Here is a 20,469-nt window from a genome sequence, read left to right as displayed (position 1 = left end):
TCACTTCATAACAAGCCTGAGTCCCATGAGCGCAACATGCCGTCACTTAAGCAAAAAAGCATAATTAACGTGGTTAAATTATGCTTTTTTACACTTATTTACTTGTCCCCGAAAATCACTTTTACGGCTTTTTCAGACGATTCTCCGGTTTCTAAATAACAGAACTTCTCGTAAAAAGGCCCGAACGAATCCGGAAGCTTATAATCATCTGATTCCGTTTCATTGACCCATTTGATAACGTCACCTGTTTCTTTGACAAGCGGGCCGGGCGCTTCTTTTTCAAAGTCAAAGTAAAACCCTCTGAGTTTATCCCGGTACGTTTCGATATCAGGCACATAAAACAGCATCGGTCTTTTCAGATTCGCATAGTCAAAAAAGACAGAGGAATAGTCCGTTATGAGTAAATCAGAGACCATATACAGCTCACGGATATCTTCGTAGCTGGAGAAATCATACGCAAATCCTTCATACGGTCCGAGATCAAAGTTTTCCGCCACGAGATAATGCATCCGTAAAATAATGACATAACGGTCGCCGATCGCTTCTCTCAATTGGTGAAGGTCTAAATCAAGGTCAAACTTGTATTTTCCCTTCTTATAAAATTGGTCATCCCGCCATGTCGGTGCGTAGATAATCACTTTTTTATCTTGCGGAAGATTCATTTTTTCTTTCAGCGCTTTGATGACAGAAGGGCTGTTATCCGTTTGAAGGAAGTCATTCCGCGGATATCCCGATTCAATCATGGTTTTATTAAACTGAAACGCCCGGGCGAATATTTCGGTTGAATATGCGTTCGGTGAAATCAGGTAATCCCACTTTGAAGCCTCTGTCGTAAAGTTGCGCTTATATTTTTCAGTGTTTGTTCCGGGCATATGCACTTCATCCATATCTACGGCAAGGCGCTTTAAAGGCGTGCCGTGCCATGTCTGGACATATGTCGTATGCTCAGGTTTCGGAATCCACAGCGGCATACGGCTGTTGACAACCCAGTACTCGGCTCTTGCCATGGCAAACAGCCATTTGAACGTAAAGCGTTCGATATAAGGAATTCCTTTATCTTTAAATGTCTGTGAGTAAGCGGGGTTTACACTCCAGCAGAGACGGTATTCCGGCATCTCTTTGCTCATGTATTCATAAATCGCCCGCGGGTTGCAGCTGTACTGTTTTCCGGCAAAGCTTTCAAACATGACAAGTTTCTGTTTGACAGGCAGTTTTCCTGCAAATCTGAATCCTGCTTTGTAAGTGTTCTGTATTCTTTTCTCAATGAACTTTTTCAGCTTATTCTTTCTCCTGCGTACAAAGGAAGCGCCCCGTTTCAGCTTTCCTTTCACAAAATACTCCACTCGGGTGCTGAAGCTGTAATCGTTCATTCTCAGGTGGAGATTTTTCGTTTTCTTTTTCGTGAAAACGTGAAATCTGGCAGGCCCTTTTTCCGTTTTCAGAATCGTGAATTGGTTAGGGTTTACATGTTCAGATTTCAGAACCTTTAACGGTTTGCTGTTGGTGATAATCTCTTCACCTGTCCCGCCATCTTCAAAAATGAATTGAATATGGAATTGAAAGATGAGCTGCTGATTCAATTCTTTATAAACGGCATTCAAATCAATTTTTGTATCAAAGCCTATCGTGTCAAGCATCGTTGTGTCCTGAACATATTCATCAAGGTCGTGTCTCGGCACGTCGTGAAGCGGATACTTCAGAATGAGAGGCTCCTCTTCTTTTCCTTTTTTCATTTTCAGAATCAGGTTTTTTTCTTTTATCTTTAAGGTTTCTGCCGCATTCAGCCGGAATGCAAAACCTTTCAGATGTAAGCTGCCGTCAGATTCGAGCTCCATTTCATCAATCCGCGTGACGAACTTTTTCTGCAGCAGCTTTAAGGAGAAATTCCCTTTCTTCGTCGTGTAAGGGAAAAAGTACATATGATGAGCCTCATCTTTATAAGAAGACAGTTCAATAGGTTCAAGGCTGGATTTTAACCGTTTTTTACTGATATCACTGTCATCATTGATAAAGGAGACATAGAAATCCAGACATCCTTTGCCGTCCGTATGGTCAGAAAGCAGATCCGTGCTCATGACAGCATGGTACTCTCCGCCCTCTCCGGCCAACCGTTTCAGAGGGACGGAAAGTTCCGCTTTTGTTTTACGATTTATAATCTGAAGAGAAGGCTCTTCCCCTGCAGTGACATTTTCACAGGATATCGTAATGCTGAATGTCTCTTCCTTTATGTTAAGATGTTTTAACTTGTATCTGACAGGATTTTCTATACCCATAAAATAAGTCTACTCCTCTGTTTCAATTAAACATATCCAATCACAATCATCATTTTGTTACTTTCAGTGAAAGGTTCTCCTTCACCGTCCGGTAGAATTGATATTGCAGTCCGTTCGCTTCTGCCGTCACCTTTTCACCGTCTTCTCTGTTTAACATGACACGTTCATAATCGTTATAAATGACATACATAATATAACCGCCAAGTCCGACTTTTTCAATGTCACTTAACGGGATTTCAAGGACGTACCGCCCGTCTCCCAGTGACTGAACCGGAAACTGGTGGTGTACTTTCATGTTATCTCTGTGCTGAAACTGAATATATTGGGCATTATTTCTGTCCTGTCCGAACAAGCGGAACGTAACGGTGAATTTATGATCGGCGAACACCGCGCTTTCCGTTTCTCCGTGCATGCGAAGTTCGACCAGTTTATTTTCTTCATCCGTCAGCGGGCTTTCTAAATAAGCCAGTCCGTCTTTCGTCACGATGTTTTTATCGGGCTCTTTTTTGGACCAGCGGAACAGCTTTTCGACCTCATCATACCGTTTTTGAGTCAGCAGACGGTAGGCTGTTTTATGAATTGGATGAAAAAATGTCTCGGAAATATCGTATTTCGTCTTCTTTAACACATTCAGAATTTCATTGAATTTATTGTAGTAGGCTTCTTTGTTTTCGCTTTTCAGGAAGTGCATCCGATCGAAAAGCCGCGTAATGGAATCGAATTCAATCAGGCGGTTCATCGCCATCTTCTCTTTTTCAGTATCTAATTTTTTGTTCAGAATATACTTCATTACGGCTATGTTCGTGTCGGTTTTTTCCATTATATTGGTCTGCTTTGTCAGCGACTCATTATTGTCCATTCTGTTCAGATAATAGACCGGTTCGGTTGACGTTGAAATATCTCCGCACGCCAAAAGAACATCCATAAAAAATTGCTTATCTTCAGCAAATTTCATTTCCGGATATCTGATATCGTTATCTTTTAGAAATTGTAAGTTCATCATTCTTGCCCGCGGGCCCAGATGATAGAAAATATGCCGGATTGAAAAAGGCGATACCTTCGCTCTGTTCAGCGAAGACTCATGTTTCCCGATCGTTTTTTGACCGTTCACCTGCATTTCGATCGTTTTTCCGACCGCATAATTTACATGATCTCTTTCAAGCATGTCGAATAAGATTTTAACCCCGTTCGGCGCAAACCAATCATCCGCATCCAAAAATGTAATGTACTTCGCATTTGCCAGCTCAATTCCCAAGTTTCTCGGATAAGCCGGAGTTCCCGTGTTGTCTTTCAAAAAGACGACTGTAATATTTTCATACAATTCGGCGTACTCAGTCAGGATGTTTCTGGAATCATCAGTAGAGCAATCATCTACCAGAATTAAAGAAATATGCTGAAAGCCGATGTTTTGAAGGATCACAGAATCAACTGTTTTCCTTACATATTCTTCTGCATTATAAACAGGAACGACTACCGCTACCTTCTTCTCTTCCGCCAATGCTTCTTTGTTTAAAATGGTATATTCGCGTTCTTCTATGGACGGCTTGGACTCTTTTTTATTCAACTTAAAAAAGTTACTAAGATTCATCTTTAAATTCTCCTCTTATTGTCTAGCTTTTTTTCAAAAGCGCATAACAAATATAGCGAAAATAACCTTATATTACAAGAAGTACTCCCTATCCGGAGGGAGTACTTCTTTATCATCTGTATATCCGAATGTTTCAATTACACCCCGGCAATTTCTTTTTTAATCTGTGTGGTGGAAATGCCTTCGGTTCTAGGGAGATAGATGACTTCGCATTGATCTTTAAGGAAATCGAATTTGCCTTCCCAATCGTCTCCCATTACGAACACGTCGATGTTGTGATCCGCTACGTCACGTACTTTTTGATCCCAGCTGTTTTCCGGAATGACTTCGTCGACATAACGGATCGTTTCCAGAATCAGCTTTCTGTGTTCATAGCTGTGGTAGGCCTTTTTTTGTTTTTGCAGGTTGAACTCGTCTGTTGAGATGGCAACAACTAGGTAATCTCCAAGCTGCTTTGCGCGCTCAAGCAGTTTAATATGACCCCAATGCAGTAAATCAAACGTTCCGTAAGTAATGACCTTCTTCATGAAACAAAAGCTCCTTTCTATCATCATACGTATAACAAGCAACTGCCCTGAAATGCTGCGCAGCTGTATCCTTAATCACTAAAGTGCCAATTTCGTACTCATGGAACCTCATTATATCACATAGCCCTGAAAAGGTTAAGCCAATGTAAAACGAAGTTAAATTCCACTTATTAACAAATGTTATTACAATAGGAGTTTAGCAGGGTTTTTGCGCGGTTGATTAAAGAAATTGTTATCTTATTTATATTTTTGTAAAACTATTGTTAAGTTTATCTGAAGGTATTATGTTAAAATAAAGCTTAGCCTAAGTCACGAAAAAATGAAAGAAAATCCCGTACAAAAAGGAGGACGGCAGATGCAGACTGAAATGGTGCACAACCTTTCTTATGTTAATGGAAATTTACAGGAGTTTATTTCATATTTAGACACTTATTATATCGCACAGAAGCAAGGAGCCGTCATTGCGACGGTCAACCCTGAGATCGGATACGCTGCGGCGAAAGACAAAGGTTATCATCAAGTCATTTCTTCCGCGGATTTCGTCCTGCCGGATGGTATCGGCGTCGTGTTAATGTCACGTTTGACGCAGCACCCGCTGAAATCAAGAATTGCGGGATTCGATGTGTTTCTGTCGCTGCTCGATCTCGCAAACCGGCAGTCTAAAAAAATATTTTTATACGGAGCTAAGCAAGACGTGCTTGACGCCGTTTTGAACCGGATCGGCAAAGAGTATCCGAATATTGAGGTTGTCGGAGCCAGCAACGGTTATGAAGCGGATAAACGCTTCGTCGCCAAACAGATTTCCCGGGCGAAACCCGATCTCGTGTTTGTCGCCTTAGGATATCCCCATCAGGAACAATTTATTTATGAATACAAACATCTTTTCCCTCAGGCTGTATCGATCGGTTTGGGCGGAAGCTTTGATGTGTTCAGCGGAACGGTGAAACGCGCCCCTGAATGGATGATCAAAACGAATCTGGAATGGCTGTACAGACTGGTGACGAATCCGTGGAGATGGAAAAGGATGCTGAACATTCCGAAGTATGCTTTTACCGTTTTGAGAAATAATAAATCAAATAAAAGCCTGTATTCCAAGCAGGCAGAAGATCAAACGAAACAGCTTTAAACAAATAAAACAGCAAAAGAGATTGGTAATCTATGAACTTGCGATCTTTATTCGCCGCTTTTTATTCTATATATCTGTCTGTTCTCGGCGTTTTGTTCAAGCCTGTAAAGCCCAAGAACCATCTGACCCTGCTGGTATCTTTTGAAGAGAATGCACAGGCTCTCATCCGCTCTTACAAAGCGCACGCTGAATCGCTTTCTTATGAAATGACGGTTTTGTATACGAGACACGCCGTCAGTCTGAAAAAAGAGCTGGAAGGTCTCGGCTCTTTTTATCTGAACGAAAAACATCCGCTGCATCTTTTGAAGGCAGTTTTGATCCTTTTTAAGAGCAAAGCGGTGATAACGGATAACTATTTCCTCATGACAAGCGTCTTAAACCGCCGGCCGCAAACGACATGCATTCAGGTGTGGCATGCGAACGGCTCTTTGAAAAAGTTCGGCCTTGAGGATGTGACGAATCAAAACCGTCCGGCATCAGACATCAGCCGTTTTAAAAAAGTGTACCGCTCGTTTGACTTTGTCACCGTCGGTTCAGACGCGATGGCTGACGTTTTTAAAAAGTCGTTCGGCATACGGGACGGCCAGCTGTTAAAAACGGGTGTCCCCCTGACTGACGTGTATTATGAAGAACACAAGCCCGAACTGAAGCACAAATGGCCGAAAAAAATCATCCTGTACGCACCGACATTCAGGGATTATGATATGCAGTCCTTTCGGCTGCCATTCACCGAAGAACAGCTCACAAACGCGTTAAACGGAGAGTATATGCTGCTTGTAAAGCTTCATCCTGCCGTTTTGCATCATATTTCGGCTTCGTTTGAAAGCAAATTGATCAAGAACGTGTCTGACATGCGTCTTCATGATCTCTTGAAAGCGGCTGATATTTTAATTACGGATTACTCTTCCGTGCCTTTTGAATTCGCGCTCTTAAATAAACCGATTTTCTTTTTCACGTATGATCTGGAGGAATATGATCGAAAACGCGGTTTAATCGACAATTATACTTCCGTCATTCCCGGAAAAGCTTGTCATGACAGCGAAGCTCTTCTGGAGGAAATGACGAAAAAGCCATTTCGTGCAGAAGAAATGAAGCGGTTCTCGGACAAATGGAATATGTATTCAGATGGGAATTCGAGTGAAGCGTTATTGAAATTTGCGGAAACAAAAATGAAAAATTGTGCTGAAGCACCTGCCTGAATCTGAGGCGGGTGTTTTTGCATGAAGAAAGGGCTGAAGCATACACTTCAGCCCTTTTTTTATACTTTCATATACACGGGAACATCATAGTAAAGCGTATAGTCATCCAGCAGTGAGTATAAGCTGTACATGCGGTTTACCTGCTTATACGCCCAGCCGATGTCTGTCGCATACTGATGAGCCGCGGCTGGAGACCATCTCATTTTATACAGCGTATCCTGCTCGTATGAAGGATTGTGAATATAAGACGCACCGATAAATTGGGCTCCGCCGATAATCGCGGCTTCCGGAGTAAACCAGCCTTGCTTATATGCGTATTGTGCGCCGTAGTAATTCGGATTGCTGTCATAAGCCCCGATGCCGTACATATTGTAAACCTTTTTACCATTATACATAATGCCGTTCGCAAGCTCTGACGTGCCATTGCCCGTTTCAAGCAAAGCATGCGAAATCAAATACACTTCATTGATGCTGTATTTGCCGGCGGCTGTAATAAAGGCCTGGCCTTTTCCTGTCAGTATTCCTTTATTGACCAGCACTTTTTGATTCAGTTCCGATGCGTTCAGTCCGGCTGTCTGAGAGAGCTTCAGAAATTGAAAGTAATACTTGCTGTCTTGTGCGAAGTGAGCCGGATTGACGTACTGCCCGACTTCGTCACTGCTGGCGTTTCTCCAGCCCATGCTGAGTTTGGCCCAGCCGTTTGTCTGGCCTGTGATGCTGACTTTATCGCCTTTTTTCAACTGCCCGATAATATTGCCGGAGCTGACTTCCGGGGTTGACCGGACGTTCAGGACGTCGGCTGTGACCGTTCCGGAGGCCGTATTGATGTACGTAAGCGATGCATAAGCCGCGGCATCAGTCTGCGGGCTGACTGTCATTTGTTTTTTGACCATATCTGCCAGCGAGATGTTGTAATTGGTATTCATGATTTGCGGTCCGTTTTTTATTTTCAGAATAGCCATCGTCCATCCGTACAGCTTTTTCAGCTTTTGGGAGGCGGCGTCCGCTGACTGCGCTCCCGTGAATTGATCGCGAATGCGGAGTTCATAAACCGGATGGCTTTCACTCGTATAGCCGGCCTGTAATTGTTTGGCGCTGAAAAAGCTCATGCTTTTATTTAAAACGGTTTTACTGCTGAATTTTTCGGTTTTGATGACGTACTGTGCAGAGCCGGTTTTCCCCGTCTCCTTCACAGTGCCGGCCGCTTTGTTTTGCTTGAAAAAAGCAGTCACGCGGTCAATGTCTTCCTTCTTAAGCAGCGGTGCCGTTTCAATTCTGAATTGTGTATACGCCGCTTCACCTGTTTTCTGTGCGGAGGCGGATACTTTTTTCCCTTTGAAAAAATCCAGTGATTGATTGATCTTTGCCGTATCATGCAGTGATTCGGTTGTGACTTGGTACGTTGTGTCCGTCTGCTTGGATATCGTTTTTGAAATGGCAGTCAGTTTATATCCCGCCAGCAGATTCAATCCTTTTTTTATCTTCGACTGGTCTGCCGTCTGCTGAGAAAGCAGCTGATATTCGTTTTCTGCTGTTTTTCCCGCCGCTGTTCTTGCCGTCTTTACGTGCTGCTGGCGGAAAAACGCCTCCGTTCGATCTGCCTTTGCAGCGGTAAGCTGCCCTGCCGTGATCCGGTAAACGGACACTGATGCTGTCTTTTTGACAGGCGATGCGTCGCAATGCCATTTTTTCTTTTTAAAGAAAGCTTGCACGCTTTGCAGCTGCTTAGCCGTCAGTCCGCTCATCGCGACCGTGTAATTATTTTTCTTGCCGGCTTTTTGATAGCTTCCGCTGACGCCCGTATTCTTCTTGATTTGGGTGATAGCATTTTGTACGGCGCTTACTCCGTTAAAATATCCTGACTGCACATTATACACGGTTGCTGTTTTGCTTTGGGCATACTTTTGAACGTTCCCTTTGACGCCCGTTTTCTGCTGCAGCTGTTTCACTAAACCTGCCGCATTATTTGCATTTGAAATGTCAGAGGCTGTCACGGTGATATTCGGACTGGCCTTTGCCGTGACTTTCAGCGACGATTGCAATCCTGTTTCCTTTTGAAAATCAGTTTGAATCTGAGCGGCTTTTTGATCGCCGGAGATTGTTCCCGATTGGATCTGAAACCGGGCTGTTTCCCGTTTGATCTGACGGTATGACGCTTTCACGCCCGTCTGCTTCGTCAACGCTTGCGAGAGCGCTTTTGCATCCGCATCGGCCGCCATCTCAGAAGTCACGACCTGCATATACGGCTGTTTTGTCCCCGCAGGCTTGACAGCGCCGGTCACGCCCGTTTTTTTCGTCAGTTCGGCAAGAAGATTTTTCGTCTGCCGCTCGTCTGACAGAACGCCTGATGTGACGGTCACGTAAGGCTGTTTGCTTCCGCTTGCGCTGTAAGTGCCGGCCACGCCCGTCTGCTTCGTAAAATCTTTCAGCACGGTTTTCGCATCCGTTTCATCGTGTAAGCCTGAAGCTGAGATTTGATAAGTGAGCGGCGCATTTCCGGCTTTCTTTGCGTCAGCCTGCCACCCCGTATCCTTTTTCAATTTCGCTGCCGCTTGAAGCGCCTCGTTCTCAGAAGCAAATTGCTGCTTCGTTTCCAGCTCGTAAACGGAGTAGTCGCTGTATGCGGCCTCGGCGGGCTGTGTAACGGTGCTAAAGACAAGGAAAACGGCGGACAATAACATAGGTGCAACGAATCTCTTTTTCATTCCTTCTCCTCTTTCTGATTCAATTGGTTTCTATCAAACTAGTTTATTTATCGGCCCGCTTTCTTCATTTTTACAGAGAGAAATCATCCAATTATCCAAATAAAAAAAACTTAATCCCAGAGCTGGGATTAAGTTTGGTTTTATATATGAGAAACGATGATCGTGCAATCCCCGTTTATCGTAAAGTCAGGCATCTGATCCGGCAGTATGAAATGCGCGCCTTTTTCAAGCTTGGCGGACTTGCCTTCAAAGATGATGGAGCCGCTTCCTTCTGTGACGCTGCACAGCATAAACGGAGCGTCCTGGGTCATTTCCGCCGTCCCGCTGATATCCCATTTGTATACAGAAAAATATTCTCCCTGCACAAAGGTTTTAATGGTGATGCCTTTTCTCGTTTCAGTTGATTCATCCAAAAAGCCATCCACATGAGGAACGGTGGCGGCGTTGACGGCATCGCGGATATGCAGCTCACGCGCCCCGCCGTTTTGATCTGTACGCCCGTAATCATATATCCGGTAGGCGGCGTCTGAATTCTGCTGTATTTCCAGCACGAGCGCCCCGGCGCAAATGGCATGGATGGTTCCGCTCGGCACATAATAAAAATCGCCGGGTTTGATCTTCACGCGGCGCAGCAGGCCTTCCCAGTCACCGCTGTTAATCATGGTGACAAGTTCCGCTTTCGAACGGGCCGTATGACCGTATATGATTTCCGCATTTTCTTTACAGTCAATAATGTACCAGCACTCAGATTTCCCCGTTTCGCCCTGTCCATGCTCCTCGGCGTCATAATCGTCAGGATGGACTTTAACGGACAGATGATGTTTGGCGTCCAGTATTTTCGTCAGCAGCGGAAACCGGTCCCCTTCCGTTCCGCCGAATAACTCTCTATGCTGATCCCACAGGTCCATCAAGGTTTTCCCTTGATACGGACCGCTTTTGACCGTGCTCATTCCGTGCGGATGGGCTGATATCGCCCAGCATTCGCCGGTTGTTTCTGAAGGTATGTCATATCCGAATCGTTCGCGTAATAACGTGCCGCCCCATATTTTTTCTTTACATACAGGCTGTAGAAAAATCGGCTCTTGCGTCATGTTCGTTCCCCTCCCCTTAAAAAGCGGCTCATATCCCATTCCCCCTGTGTCTTTTTTAAAACACGGAGGGAGCCGCGGTTAAAAACAATATGTATAAAATGGCTGACCTGCTCATTATACCATTCGGATGGGGCGGAATGCTCAGTCATTTCCTATTCCAGAATAAAATGCCTTGTTTGTCGCAAATTAAAATAACTGATGGAAAGGGGGGGAACATTATGACGATACATGCGGAGCTCGGCAAAAACCTTGAAGCGCTGAAAAAACGGATCGGCCAAAGCGATGACATGATGTTTTATTCGTTTACGTACGGAAACGGCAAATGTGACGCCTGCCTTATATATATAGACGGACTGACCGACAATCAATTGCTTGCGGAATATATTATTTCGCCCGTGCAGGCGGCCGCCCTGCATCGAGAGGAACCGGCTGAAATACCGCCGTCATCCATCTCTTTCGGCTATCGTCACACCCGGCTTTCTTCACTTAAGGACGCGGAGGCAGACATTTTTTCCGGCAAATCGGTTTTGCTGGCGGAGGGATGGGAGGAAGCCCTTTCGTTTGAGACGGAAACATTTAAAATGCGTGATATTGAAGAACCGGCTTCAGAAGTGCTTGAACGGGGGCCGAGAATAGGTTTTGTCGAAAAGCTCCGAACGAACACGGCGCTTTTGCGCGAGCAGTCCGGTGATCCCAACCTCCAGATCAAAGAGATCACACTCGGCGAACGGACAAAAAAGCGGATCGCCGTTGCCTACATTCGGGATATTGCGCCTGATGATGTTGTAAAAGAAGTGATGAAAAGACTGGATTCGATCACCATTGATGACATTCCGGAATCAGGAACGATCGAGCAGCTTATTGAAGATAACACGTATTCCATTTTCCCGACCGTCTTGACGACCGAACGGCCCGACCGGGTTATGGGCGCTCTTTTGGAAGGAAGGGTCTCCATTCTTGTAGACGGAACGCCTTTTACCCTTTTGGTGCCGGCTACCATTGATGAATTTATCCACTCACCTGACGATTATAATCAGCGGTGGGTTCCGGTTAACTTTCTCAGGCTGCTTCGGTATACATGCATTTTAATCACGATTTATTTACCCGGCCTTTACATATCGCTCGTTACGTTTCACACGGGGCTTTTACCGACGAGAATGGCGGTGACGATTGCCGGAAGCAGATTGAATGTTCCGTTTCCCCCTTTTGTTGAAGCGTTTATTATGATTTTTACGATTGAGATGATCAGAGAAGCCGGACTCAGGCTGCCGAAGCCGATCGGACAGACGATCGGCCTGATCGGGGGCGTGGTGATCGGGCAGGCCGCCGTTCAGGCGAACATCGTCAGCGCGATGATGGTCATTATCGTATCCGTTACGGCATTGGCTTCTTTTACGGCGCCCTCCTATGCGTTCAATTTTCCGCTGAGACTCATCCGTATTTTTTCGATGATTTTGTCGGCGATATTAGGTTTATACGGACTGATCATGTGTTATCTGCTTGTCGTCGGCCATCTGATGCGCCTGAAAAGCTTCGGCCAGGACTATCTTATTCCGATCATGGCGCAGCCGGGACAGGACTTAAAAGATACGATTGTCAGACTGCCGACGCCTCTTTTGAAAAAACGGCCGACCAGAAAAGAGACGAAAGATAAAATCAAGCAAAGGTGATCACCATGAAAAAACCGGAAGACAAGCTGTCGTTTATGCAGACACTTCTCATGGTAAGCGGAACAATGATCGGAGCGGGCGTGTTAACACTGCCGCGCTCCGCCGCAGCAGCGGACAGTCCGAGCGGATGGATCATTATTCTTGTGCAGAGTCTCGTGTTTATCGGCATCGTCCTGCTCTTTATGCCATTTTTGCAGAAAAACAGCGGGGAAACCATTTATGAGCTGAATCAAAGCATTATGGGACGCGCCATCGGTTCTCTTCTGAATTTATTCATCAGCTGTTATTTTGTCGTCACCGTCTGTTTTCAAGCCCGTTTTCTCGGTGAGGTCATCAATTACTTTTTACTGAAAAATACGCCGATGGGTGTCGTTATATTCATCTTTCTGGCGGTCGGCATCTACCATGTGACCGGCGGGGTGTATCCCATTTCAAAACTCTATGCTTATCTCTTTCCGATTGCGATCGTCATTCTGATTGTGCTGCTCATATTCAGCCTGAGACTGTTTAAGCTGGATTTCGTCCGCCCGGTCTTGGATGGGGGCTACAAAAGCTTTTTTGAGCTGTTTCCGCGGACCCTTCTGTACTTTTCAGGACTTGAGGTGATTCTTTATCTGGTGCCGTTTATGAAAAATCCGAAGCAGGCGAAAAAGGCTGCCGTCTTCGGCATCGCATGCGCAGGCTTATTTTACAGCTTTACGCTGCTTGTCGTAATCGGCTGTATGTCGATCGCTGAAGCCAAAACGGTGACATATCCGACCATTTCCCTGATTCACGCCTTGGAAATCCGCGGTATTTTCATCGAAAGGTTTGATATCTTTCTTTTAATTACGTGGACATGCCAGCAGTTCACCTGTATGCTCGGTTCTTTTAAAGGAGCGCATCTCGGATTAAACACCATTTTCAAACTGAAAAATAAAAACAATGCCTGGCTGCTGGGGGGCTTATTGGCAGTGACATTCGGCCTTTCAATGTACCCCGATGATATCAACAGTGTGTTTGCATTCGCGAATATTCTCGGATATGCGTTTTTTGCCGTCATTATGATTCCTTTTCTCATCTGGTTTGTCAGCTGGATGAAAAAAATAGCCGGGAGGAAACAGACGTCATGACACATTTCGTAAAATGGGCGGCGGCGCTTTTCATACTGATGACGCTTTCAGGGTGCTGGGACGCGAAGGAAGTCGAAAAGCTGTCTTTCGCCCGGGGACTGGCGATAGACGAGACGAGTGACCGCCGATATAAATTAACCTATCAAAACCTGCTGCCCCAAAGTGAAAACAGCCAGGCTTCCGGCCGGCCCGTGTTTGTCAATGTGACGTCGCGGGGGGATACCATTCTTGAAGCCGTCAGTGAAGTCGCTTTAAAAGATCCGCCCGTTTACAGCGATCATTTAAAAGTGCTGATATTCAGCGACAAATTGCTGGCCGACCAAAATATACTGCAGATGATGAATCATTTTATCCGCGATGATGAATTAAGGCGGAGCAGCTATCTCTTCGCGGCAAGAGGCAAAGCGTCCGATATTCTGACGGAGCCGACGCCGAATCAGCAGCAGCCCATGCCCGCGGAAAAGCTGATCGACCTTACGAACAACGGCGGCTACAACGGGAAGATTTTAAAACCGCTCCGAATCGGGAGAGCTTCGATTTACTGCCATAATAAACTCAGTTTTCTCATTCAGGCCGTCAGCAATCAAAAAGGAAAAACGGTGTATGACGGAGCGGCCATTATCAAAAACGGAAAACAAAACAGATTGGCGGGCTTTCTGTCATCATACGAAGTACAGAGCCTGAATTGGCTGATGGGGACGATACGGGGCGGCGTGCTGCCCGCTTTGGATAAAGGGGGGCACCCGATTACCTTCGAGATCAAAAAATCAACATCCTCCATCACCCCCCTGCTGAAAAACGGGAAGCTGTCATTTCATGTAGCGGTGAAAACAAAAGGACTTTTGTCAGAGGATCAATATGCCGGAGAAGATTCATTCGATCAGCACTATTTAAACGGGCTGGAAAAGATTTTCGAAAAAAAACTGAAAAGCGATATGAAAGAAGTCATCGATAAGCTGCAGAATCAATATGAAACGGACCCTGTCTTCTTTTCTGACAGAGTCCGCATTCAATATCCCGACTATTGGAAGAAAGTAAAGCACCGCTGGGATGAGACCTTCTCCGAAGCGGCCTTTGACTATGATGTTTCCATTCAGATTACCAACTTCGGAACGATGGGACGGTAGCCTTCAGCGTTTTTTTTCGACACGAAGGAGAATCTGATAAATCCGGCTTTGTTCGGGCAGCTGTGTCACCGGAAATTGCATCGATTGCGCCATTCGTGTGATTTCCTGTAAAAACAGCTGCACCCGCTCATCCACGTGAACATACGTATAGGACTGCTTTTTCACGTCAAATGTCTCTTCCGGAAAGAGCGTGCGCACCGTCTGCGGCGTAAAAAACCGCAAGTGGGTGCGGTCGAGAATGCCGGCGTCTCTGTATGTCCAGTCCCCGAGCAGAAGCGGGAACAGCGCTTCGGCGTGGGAAATATTCGGAATGCTGCAAACGATTGATCCGGCAGGCGACAAATAGGATGAGTACGTTTCAATGACGCGCCACGGGTCTTTTAAGTGCTCAAGGATGTCCGCGAAAATGATGCAATCAAAAAAGCCTTCCGGATAAGGCAGCTTCACTTTTTCGACATCTTCCTGCAGCACCGCTTCATAATGACCTTTTGCCGCTTGCGCCGCCAGCGGGTGCAGTTCTATTCCGTACAGTTCGCAAGGCTGTCTGTTTTGAAGTTCCAGCCCCGTAGCTCCCGCACCGCAGCCGACATCAAGTATCCGTTTCGCCTCCCGGGGAACGAGCTCCGCAATTTCCGGTCTCGGATGAGTAAAGTACGTAAAATCAGTGCCCCATTTTTCCGTAAAACGCTGGCGGTTCTCCGAATATAACTGATTGATATTGATATCCTGATTAGCCGTAAACGTCGCATGCCCGTGGTGATGCACAAAGGCATCGAGAGCGATGTGCAGGCTGTAGCCTTTTTGCAGGGCGCGCAGACATAGGTCATCATCTTCAAAAGAACCGTATCCGAATTGCTCATCGAACGGGCCGATGTCTTCAATGACGCTTCTTTTCACCAGAAGACAGAAGCCGACAAGGCGCAGCACCCGCTTTGTATGATGCTTTTCCCGTGCGCAATATGCCTCCGCGAATGACTCCAGCTCATCAAGCGATTGATACGCATCATGGATCATTTGCGCGCCGCTGACATAGTTGCTGACGGGCCCGACCATACCGGTTTTTTCAGATTGATACAGCACCCTCAGCATGGAGGTGAGCCAATTTTTCGTGACCATCGTATCGTTGTTCAGAAACAGCAGATTTTCTCCCCCTGCCGCTTCGATTCCCTGGTTGCACCCCTTGGCGAACCCGAGGTTTTTTTCATTAAGGATAACTTTGACGTCAGGCAGATTTGATATGTATTCTCTCGTTCCGTCTGAGGAACCGTTGTCAACTATAATCAGTTCAATCTTATCTTTGTCGGTGTATCGTTCAATGCTGGCCAGACATTTTTTCGTCAGCTCAAGTTCATTATATGTAAGGATAATAATACTCGTTTTCACCGGCATCCCCGCCTTTATCGTGACTTTATACAACGTATGACATATCCCCGTCATTTATGTGACCGGGCGCCCGCTCGGCATCCGTTTTGAGGGGCCGGTGAATAACCGCCCCCCTAAAACTGAATATTACGGATGAACTGTCCGCCGATTTGATTCTGATCCCGAGCCTCCGTTACGGCTTTTCAGATCCTGCTCAATTTCTTCAAGGCTTTTCCCCTTCGTCTCGGTCACTTTAAACCGGACGAACAGGAATGCCAGTATCCCGATCGCGGCATAAATGAGAAATAAATAGCTGATGCCGACTGCTTCCATTAACATCGGATAGGTTAATGAGACAATCAATGTTCCGGCATGCAGCATCAAAGTGGAGACACCCGTCCCGATCCCCCGGACATGCAGCGGGAATAATTCAGGAAGCATGACCCACACGGCAGGCCCCCAGCTGACCGCAAACACAATGATAAACAGGCCTAAACAAATCACCGTTGTCCATGATGCGGCTGCTGAATGTTCAAAGAAAAGATTGACCGCAGCCAATACGAGCAGACTGATGACCATGCCCGCATTTCCGGCCAGCAGCAGCGGCTTCCGGCCGATCTTATCAATGACTTTAATAGCCGCAAGCGTCATGATGACATTGACGGCGCCGATTCCGACCGTTCCCAATATAGACGCGGAATTGCCGAACCCGACACTGGTAAATGTTTTCGGTGCGTAATAAATAATTGTATTTGTCCCGATGAATTGCTGCAAAAAGGCAAGTCCGAGGCCGGCAATCAGCGCGGGTCTCACCCACGGCTCAAACAATTCTTTCAAGCCGCCTTCGTTTTCCTTTTCCGCTTCTTTCATCTGATCAATCTCATCATCAATATTCTTCGTTCCCCGCAATGATGAAAGGATTTCTCTTGCTTTCTCTTCTTTGCCGATCGTAAACAGCCAGCGCGGGCTTTCCGGCATAAATAAGATTCCGATCAGCAGAATGACTGACGGCACAACTGCAAGTCCAAGCATCCAGCGCCAAGCGCCTGCATCGGCAAATATATAGTTCACGATATAAGAAACGAGGATTCCGACCGTAATCATCAGCTGATTCAGCGAAGAAAGCGCCCCCCGTTTATGCTTCGGAGCCAGCTCCGATAAATAGAGCGGGACGATCGTTGTAGATGTTCCGACAGCCAGTCCGAGAATAATCCGGAAAAGAACCATCACCCCTGTATTCGGGGCAAAAGCGACTCCTAAACCGCCTATACAAAACAGCAGCGCCGCTCCCATGATGGCCTTCCGCCTGCCGAACCGGTCGGTCAGTTTGCCGGCGAATCCCGATCCGAGAATCGCCCCCGCCAATAACGAACTGACGACGAGGCCTTCTGTAAAGGCGTTCAGTCCCAGTTCTTTTTTCATAAACAAAATAGCTCCGGAAATGACTCCGGTATCATATCCGTATAACGCGCCGCCGAGTGCGCCGAAAAAATAGAGCCATTTATTCGAGTGTATGCTTTTCATGTTATATAGACTCCCTTCATCCAACGCTGTATCCGCGCGGAATTGTTCTACTGCTTCTTTTGCCTGTTTCCGATCGTTTCAAACCTTCCGCACCGTTAATATCCATTATTTTACTGATTATTTTTTACAAAGCGCCGAAACATTTCCCGCTTCCTGCCGTCCAATATAATGTGAACCTGATGCAAAAATAACAGTAGATGTTGTCGAAATAGAGAGAAAGATTTAGAATTTTCTCATTTGCAGAGTTGCTCCAAGTCAACAATTATGGTACGCTTCACAAAGAATAGAAACGAGAGGTAATGATATGGAAGAACGATCTCAACGCAGAAAAAAGAAAAGACGCCTCAGAAAATGGGTGAAATTTGTACTGGTATTCGCCGCTTTCTTATTGGTGATCGCCGGTTCCGTCGGCACCTACGCATTTGTGAAATTGAATAATGCGACCAAAGAAGCGCACGTCAGCCTTGACCGCGGCGACCAGTCCGTAAAACGGATCAAAGAATTTGACCCGAAGAAGGATTCTTTCACCGTATTGCTTTTAGGAATAGACGCCCGGGACAATAAGGGCGAATCAGTAGATGACGCAAGAAGTGACGCCAATGTGCTCGTCACCTTCAACCGGAAAAAGAAAACAGCGACGATGCTCAGTATTCCGCGGGATTCCTATGTCAACATCCCGGGACACGGCTATGACAAATTCGCGCACGCACATGCTTACGGCGGTTATAATTTAACTTATAAAACAGTAGAAAACATGTTTGATATTCCGGTAGATTATGTGGTTGAGAGCAACTTCGACGCGTTCCGCGATGTCGTCAATGAGTTGAACGGCGTTACGGTAAATGTGAAAAGCCAGAAAATTGCCGATCGTATTAAAGTCGATACAAAAGGAAAAGTCGTGCTGAAGCCGGGCGTCCAGACGCTTGACGGTGAGCAGGCACTGGCTTATGTAAGAACACGCAAAGCGGACACCGATCTGATGCGCGGACAAAGACAGATGGAAGTGCTGAGCGCCATTATTAAAAAATCTAAATCGTTAAGCTCGATCCCATCGTATGACGATATCGTCGACAGCTTAGGGAAAAACTTGAAAATGAACTTATCTCTTAATGACGCCATCGGTCTGTTCCCGTTTATCACATCGCTGAAATCGGTGAATTCTTTGCAGCTGACAGGTTCAGACAGCTACATTTACACTCCTCAGTACGGCAAAAATATTTATTACTTCAAGCTGAATGAGGAAAACCTTCAAGAAGTAAAAACGAAATTAAAAAATGATTTAGACGCGTAAGATGTCACGGCGGGATTAGCAAATCCCGCCGTTTTTCTGTTGAAAAAAAGGACATGAAGGTATAGCCTTTTAACTGACGGCTTTCTGCTGATTTCGCACAAAGCTGAACATACTACATGAAGCAGCTTTATTTTTAAGGAGGGCATCCATACATATGAAATTGATAGCCATTGACTTAGACGGCACATTACTGAATTCGGACAGTGTGATTTCTCCGGAAAACAGAGCGGCTTTACAAAGAGCGGATGAAGCGGGCATTCTCGTGGCCATCTGCACGGGCAGAGCCACGTTTGATGTAAAAGCGCTCTTAAAGGATTTGGATATTCCGATCATTGCGGCAAACGGCGGGACAGTCCATGACAAAGGATACCGCCTCGTCAGCCGGCTCTTAATGGATCAGCAGGCCGGGAAGGATATCGCCGCTTATTTAACGGACAAAGACATTTACTTTGAGGTCTATACGGATGATCATCTGCTGTCCCCGTTTGACGGCGAGTCCAAACTGCAGGCAGAACTGGACATTCTGAAAAGCGCCAATCCCAAGGAAGATATTCAGACATTATGGGAGGGCGCAAAGACGCAGTTCAAACAATTCGGCATTAAACCCGTACAGGATATACAGGCGATTTTTAACGGAGACGAACATGTTTACAAGCTTCTTTGTTTCTCTTTTGATATGGAAAAACTGAGAAACGCCAAAGAAGAAATTACACATCATCCGAAATTATCCCAGACATCTTCCGGAAAACACATTATCGAAATCCTCCCTGCCGGTTCCGGAAAGGGACGTGCTCTGACGGAGCTTGCCTCACTGTACGGAATTGAAAAACAGGATATTTACGCCATCGGCGACAGCCCGAATGATTTCTCCATGTTTGAAGCGGCGGGAAACCGCATCGCTATGGGCAATGCGATTGATGAACTGAAGGAAAAAAGCACGTATATTACAAAAAGCAACGATGAAAACGGCGTCGCATATTTCATCAACCGGCTTCTCGACAACGGGCAATAAAAGGTAAAAGCCAGGTCTTTCACGGCCTGGCTTTTCACGTTTCCTCAAAAAAGAAATTCCCAAAAATGAAAATAAATTGTAAGATAAAGAAAAAAGGAGTTTCATGATGTCGAATGCAATCGCTATTATAGGATTTTTAGCTTTTCTCTGCGCAGTCGGATACGGAATGTTTCATCTCATATGCAAAGCGGCAAAAAAAGAAAAACATTTTTCAAAAAAGCTGTTTTGGCCCCTTCTCATCGGCGGATTTATCCTGCTTCTGACCGGTGCCTCCCTCGCAGAACCGGACGCCTCGGCCGTGAAGGCAGAGGAGAAATACAGCACCCTTGATACGGCTTATCAAAAATTGACGAAGGAACACCAGGCGCTTGAGAAAAAATATGAAAGCATCAGTGCCGCGGCCGAAAAGGAGAAATCCGAAGCTGAAGCCGGCAATGAAGAAAAACTCAGCAAACTCAGCCAAGAGATAAGCGAGCTGAAAAAACAAACAAATCACTCAAACAAGACAATGAGAAATTAAAAAATTCACAAAAGAAGCTCGAAAAGACCGCTGAAACGCTTCAGTCAGAAAATAAAACTTTAAAGCGGCAGAAAGCAAAAACAAAATCCGAAAACGCGGAAACGGCGCAAAACAACGCCCCTTCCTCCGGAGGACATGCCGAAACGAAAGCAGCCGGCACCTCACAGGGATGCGACATTAAAGGCAGCCGGAACGGCATTTATCACACGCCGGGAAGTACATACTACAACCGGACGACAGATCCCGCAGAAATGTTCTGTTCTGTAGAAGAAGCGGAAGCGGCCGGATACAGAGCGCCGAAACGATAAAAGAAAAAGACGTCAGAGACACTCTCTGACGTCT

14 protein-coding genes and 1 pseudogene are annotated in these 20,469 nt (G+C 45.9%); 8 read left to right on the top strand and 7 right to left on the bottom strand.

The window, feature by feature from the left end; translation table 11 throughout:
- Positions 1 to 98: 98 nt before the first annotated feature.
- The 3 genes from ACWJJS_RS02700 to tagD form a co-directional block, all read right to left on the bottom strand.
- Positions 99 to 2,273 (bottom strand): CDP-glycerol glycerophosphotransferase family protein, encoded by a 2,175-nt coding sequence (locus tag ACWJJS_RS02700; RefSeq protein WP_454023290.1) that lies wholly within the window; start codon positions 2,271 to 2,273, stop codon positions 99 to 101.
- A 49-nt stretch (positions 2,274 to 2,322) separates the two neighbouring features.
- On the bottom strand, positions 2,323 to 3,861 hold the full coding sequence (locus tag ACWJJS_RS02695; protein ID WP_014305939.1) for a glycosyltransferase family 2 protein: 1,539 nt from the start codon (positions 3,859 to 3,861) through the stop codon (positions 2,323 to 2,325).
- 137 nt (positions 3,862 to 3,998) lie between these two features.
- Positions 3,999 to 4,388, bottom strand: coding sequence for a glycerol-3-phosphate cytidylyltransferase (tagD, locus tag ACWJJS_RS02690; protein ID WP_003151361.1), 390 nt, complete (start codon positions 4,386 to 4,388; stop codon positions 3,999 to 4,001).
- A gap of 355 nt (positions 4,389 to 4,743) precedes the next feature.
- Here tagD and ACWJJS_RS02685 point away from each other — a divergent pair, with 355 nt between their 5' ends.
- Complete coding sequence (locus tag ACWJJS_RS02685) at positions 4,744 to 5,514, top strand: WecB/TagA/CpsF family glycosyltransferase (protein WP_070082471.1); 771 nt, start codon at positions 4,744 to 4,746, stop codon at positions 5,512 to 5,514.
- 32 nt (positions 5,515 to 5,546) lie between these two features.
- Entirely contained in the window at positions 5,547 to 6,713 is a 1,167-nt protein-coding gene (locus ACWJJS_RS02680; protein ID WP_454023289.1) for a CDP-glycerol glycerophosphotransferase family protein, read from the top strand.
- Between the two features lie 59 nt (positions 6,714 to 6,772).
- On the opposite strand, the gene ACWJJS_RS02675 is transcribed toward ACWJJS_RS02680, so the two are convergent.
- Both ACWJJS_RS02675 and manA read right to left on the bottom strand, forming a co-directional pair.
- A complete protein-coding gene (locus tag ACWJJS_RS02675) occupies positions 6,773 to 9,418 on the bottom strand; it encodes an N-acetylglucosaminidase (RefSeq protein ID WP_454023288.1) in 2,646 nt (881 codons plus the stop codon).
- Between the two features lie 140 nt (positions 9,419 to 9,558).
- On the bottom strand, positions 9,559 to 10,509 hold the full coding sequence (gene manA, locus ACWJJS_RS02670) for a mannose-6-phosphate isomerase, class I (RefSeq protein WP_003151356.1): 951 nt from the start codon (positions 10,507 to 10,509) through the stop codon (positions 9,559 to 9,561).
- A gap of 218 nt (positions 10,510 to 10,727) precedes the next feature.
- Here manA and ACWJJS_RS02665 point away from each other — a divergent pair, with 218 nt between their 5' ends.
- Genes ACWJJS_RS02665 through ACWJJS_RS02655 form a run of 3 tightly spaced genes read left to right on the top strand, consistent with a single transcriptional unit; the run spans position 10,728 to position 14,418 of the window.
- Positions 10,728 to 12,179 (top strand): spore germination protein, encoded by a 1,452-nt coding sequence (locus ACWJJS_RS02665; RefSeq protein ID WP_173602882.1) that lies wholly within the window; start codon positions 10,728 to 10,730, stop codon positions 12,177 to 12,179.
- Positions 12,180 to 12,184: 5 nt separating this feature from the next.
- Positions 12,185 to 13,291, top strand: coding sequence for a GerAB/ArcD/ProY family transporter (locus ACWJJS_RS02660; RefSeq protein ID WP_025853554.1), 1,107 nt, complete (start codon positions 12,185 to 12,187; stop codon positions 13,289 to 13,291).
- Positions 13,288 to 14,418 (top strand): Ger(x)C family spore germination protein, encoded by a 1,131-nt coding sequence (locus ACWJJS_RS02655; protein ID WP_172615024.1) that lies wholly within the window; start codon positions 13,288 to 13,290, stop codon positions 14,416 to 14,418. The genes ACWJJS_RS02660 and ACWJJS_RS02655 overlap by 4 nt, the downstream gene beginning before the upstream one ends.
- A 3-nt stretch (positions 14,419 to 14,421) precedes the next feature.
- Here ACWJJS_RS02655 and ACWJJS_RS02650 read toward each other — a convergent pair whose 3' ends face one another.
- Both ACWJJS_RS02650 and ACWJJS_RS02645 read right to left on the bottom strand, forming a co-directional pair.
- The gene (locus ACWJJS_RS02650) at positions 14,422 to 15,834 is read right to left on the bottom strand and encodes a glycosyltransferase (protein WP_454023287.1); all 1,413 of its coding nucleotides are present in this window, start codon (positions 15,832 to 15,834) and stop codon (positions 14,422 to 14,424) included.
- A gap of 93 nt (positions 15,835 to 15,927) precedes the next feature.
- Positions 15,928 to 17,304, bottom strand: coding sequence for a sugar porter family MFS transporter (locus ACWJJS_RS02645; protein ID WP_025853557.1), 1,377 nt, complete (start codon positions 17,302 to 17,304; stop codon positions 15,928 to 15,930).
- Positions 17,305 to 17,608: 304 nt separating this feature from the next.
- Between ACWJJS_RS02645 and ACWJJS_RS02640 the strand changes: the two genes are divergently transcribed.
- The 3 genes and pseudogenes from ACWJJS_RS02640 to ACWJJS_RS02630 all read left to right on the top strand — a co-directional run bounded on the left by ACWJJS_RS02640 (position 17,609) and on the right by ACWJJS_RS02630 (position 20,435).
- Positions 17,609 to 18,595 carry an LCP family protein gene (locus ACWJJS_RS02640; RefSeq protein ID WP_003151348.1) on the top strand — a complete coding sequence of 329 codons (987 nt, stop codon included), beginning with the start codon at positions 17,609 to 17,611 and terminating at the stop codon, positions 18,593 to 18,595.
- Positions 18,596 to 18,749: 154 nt separating this feature from the next.
- Entirely contained in the window at positions 18,750 to 19,607 is an 858-nt protein-coding gene (locus ACWJJS_RS02635) for a Cof-type HAD-IIB family hydrolase (RefSeq protein WP_146275660.1), read from the top strand.
- A 106-nt stretch (positions 19,608 to 19,713) separates the two neighbouring features.
- Positions 19,714 to 20,435: pseudogene (locus tag ACWJJS_RS02630) on the top strand (sunset domain-containing protein).
- The last annotated feature ends 34 nt before the right edge of the window (positions 20,436 to 20,469 follow it).

The organism is Bacillus sp. JK106, from assembly GCF_053663355.1.
This window is presented reverse-complemented; position numbering and strand designations above follow the sequence as displayed.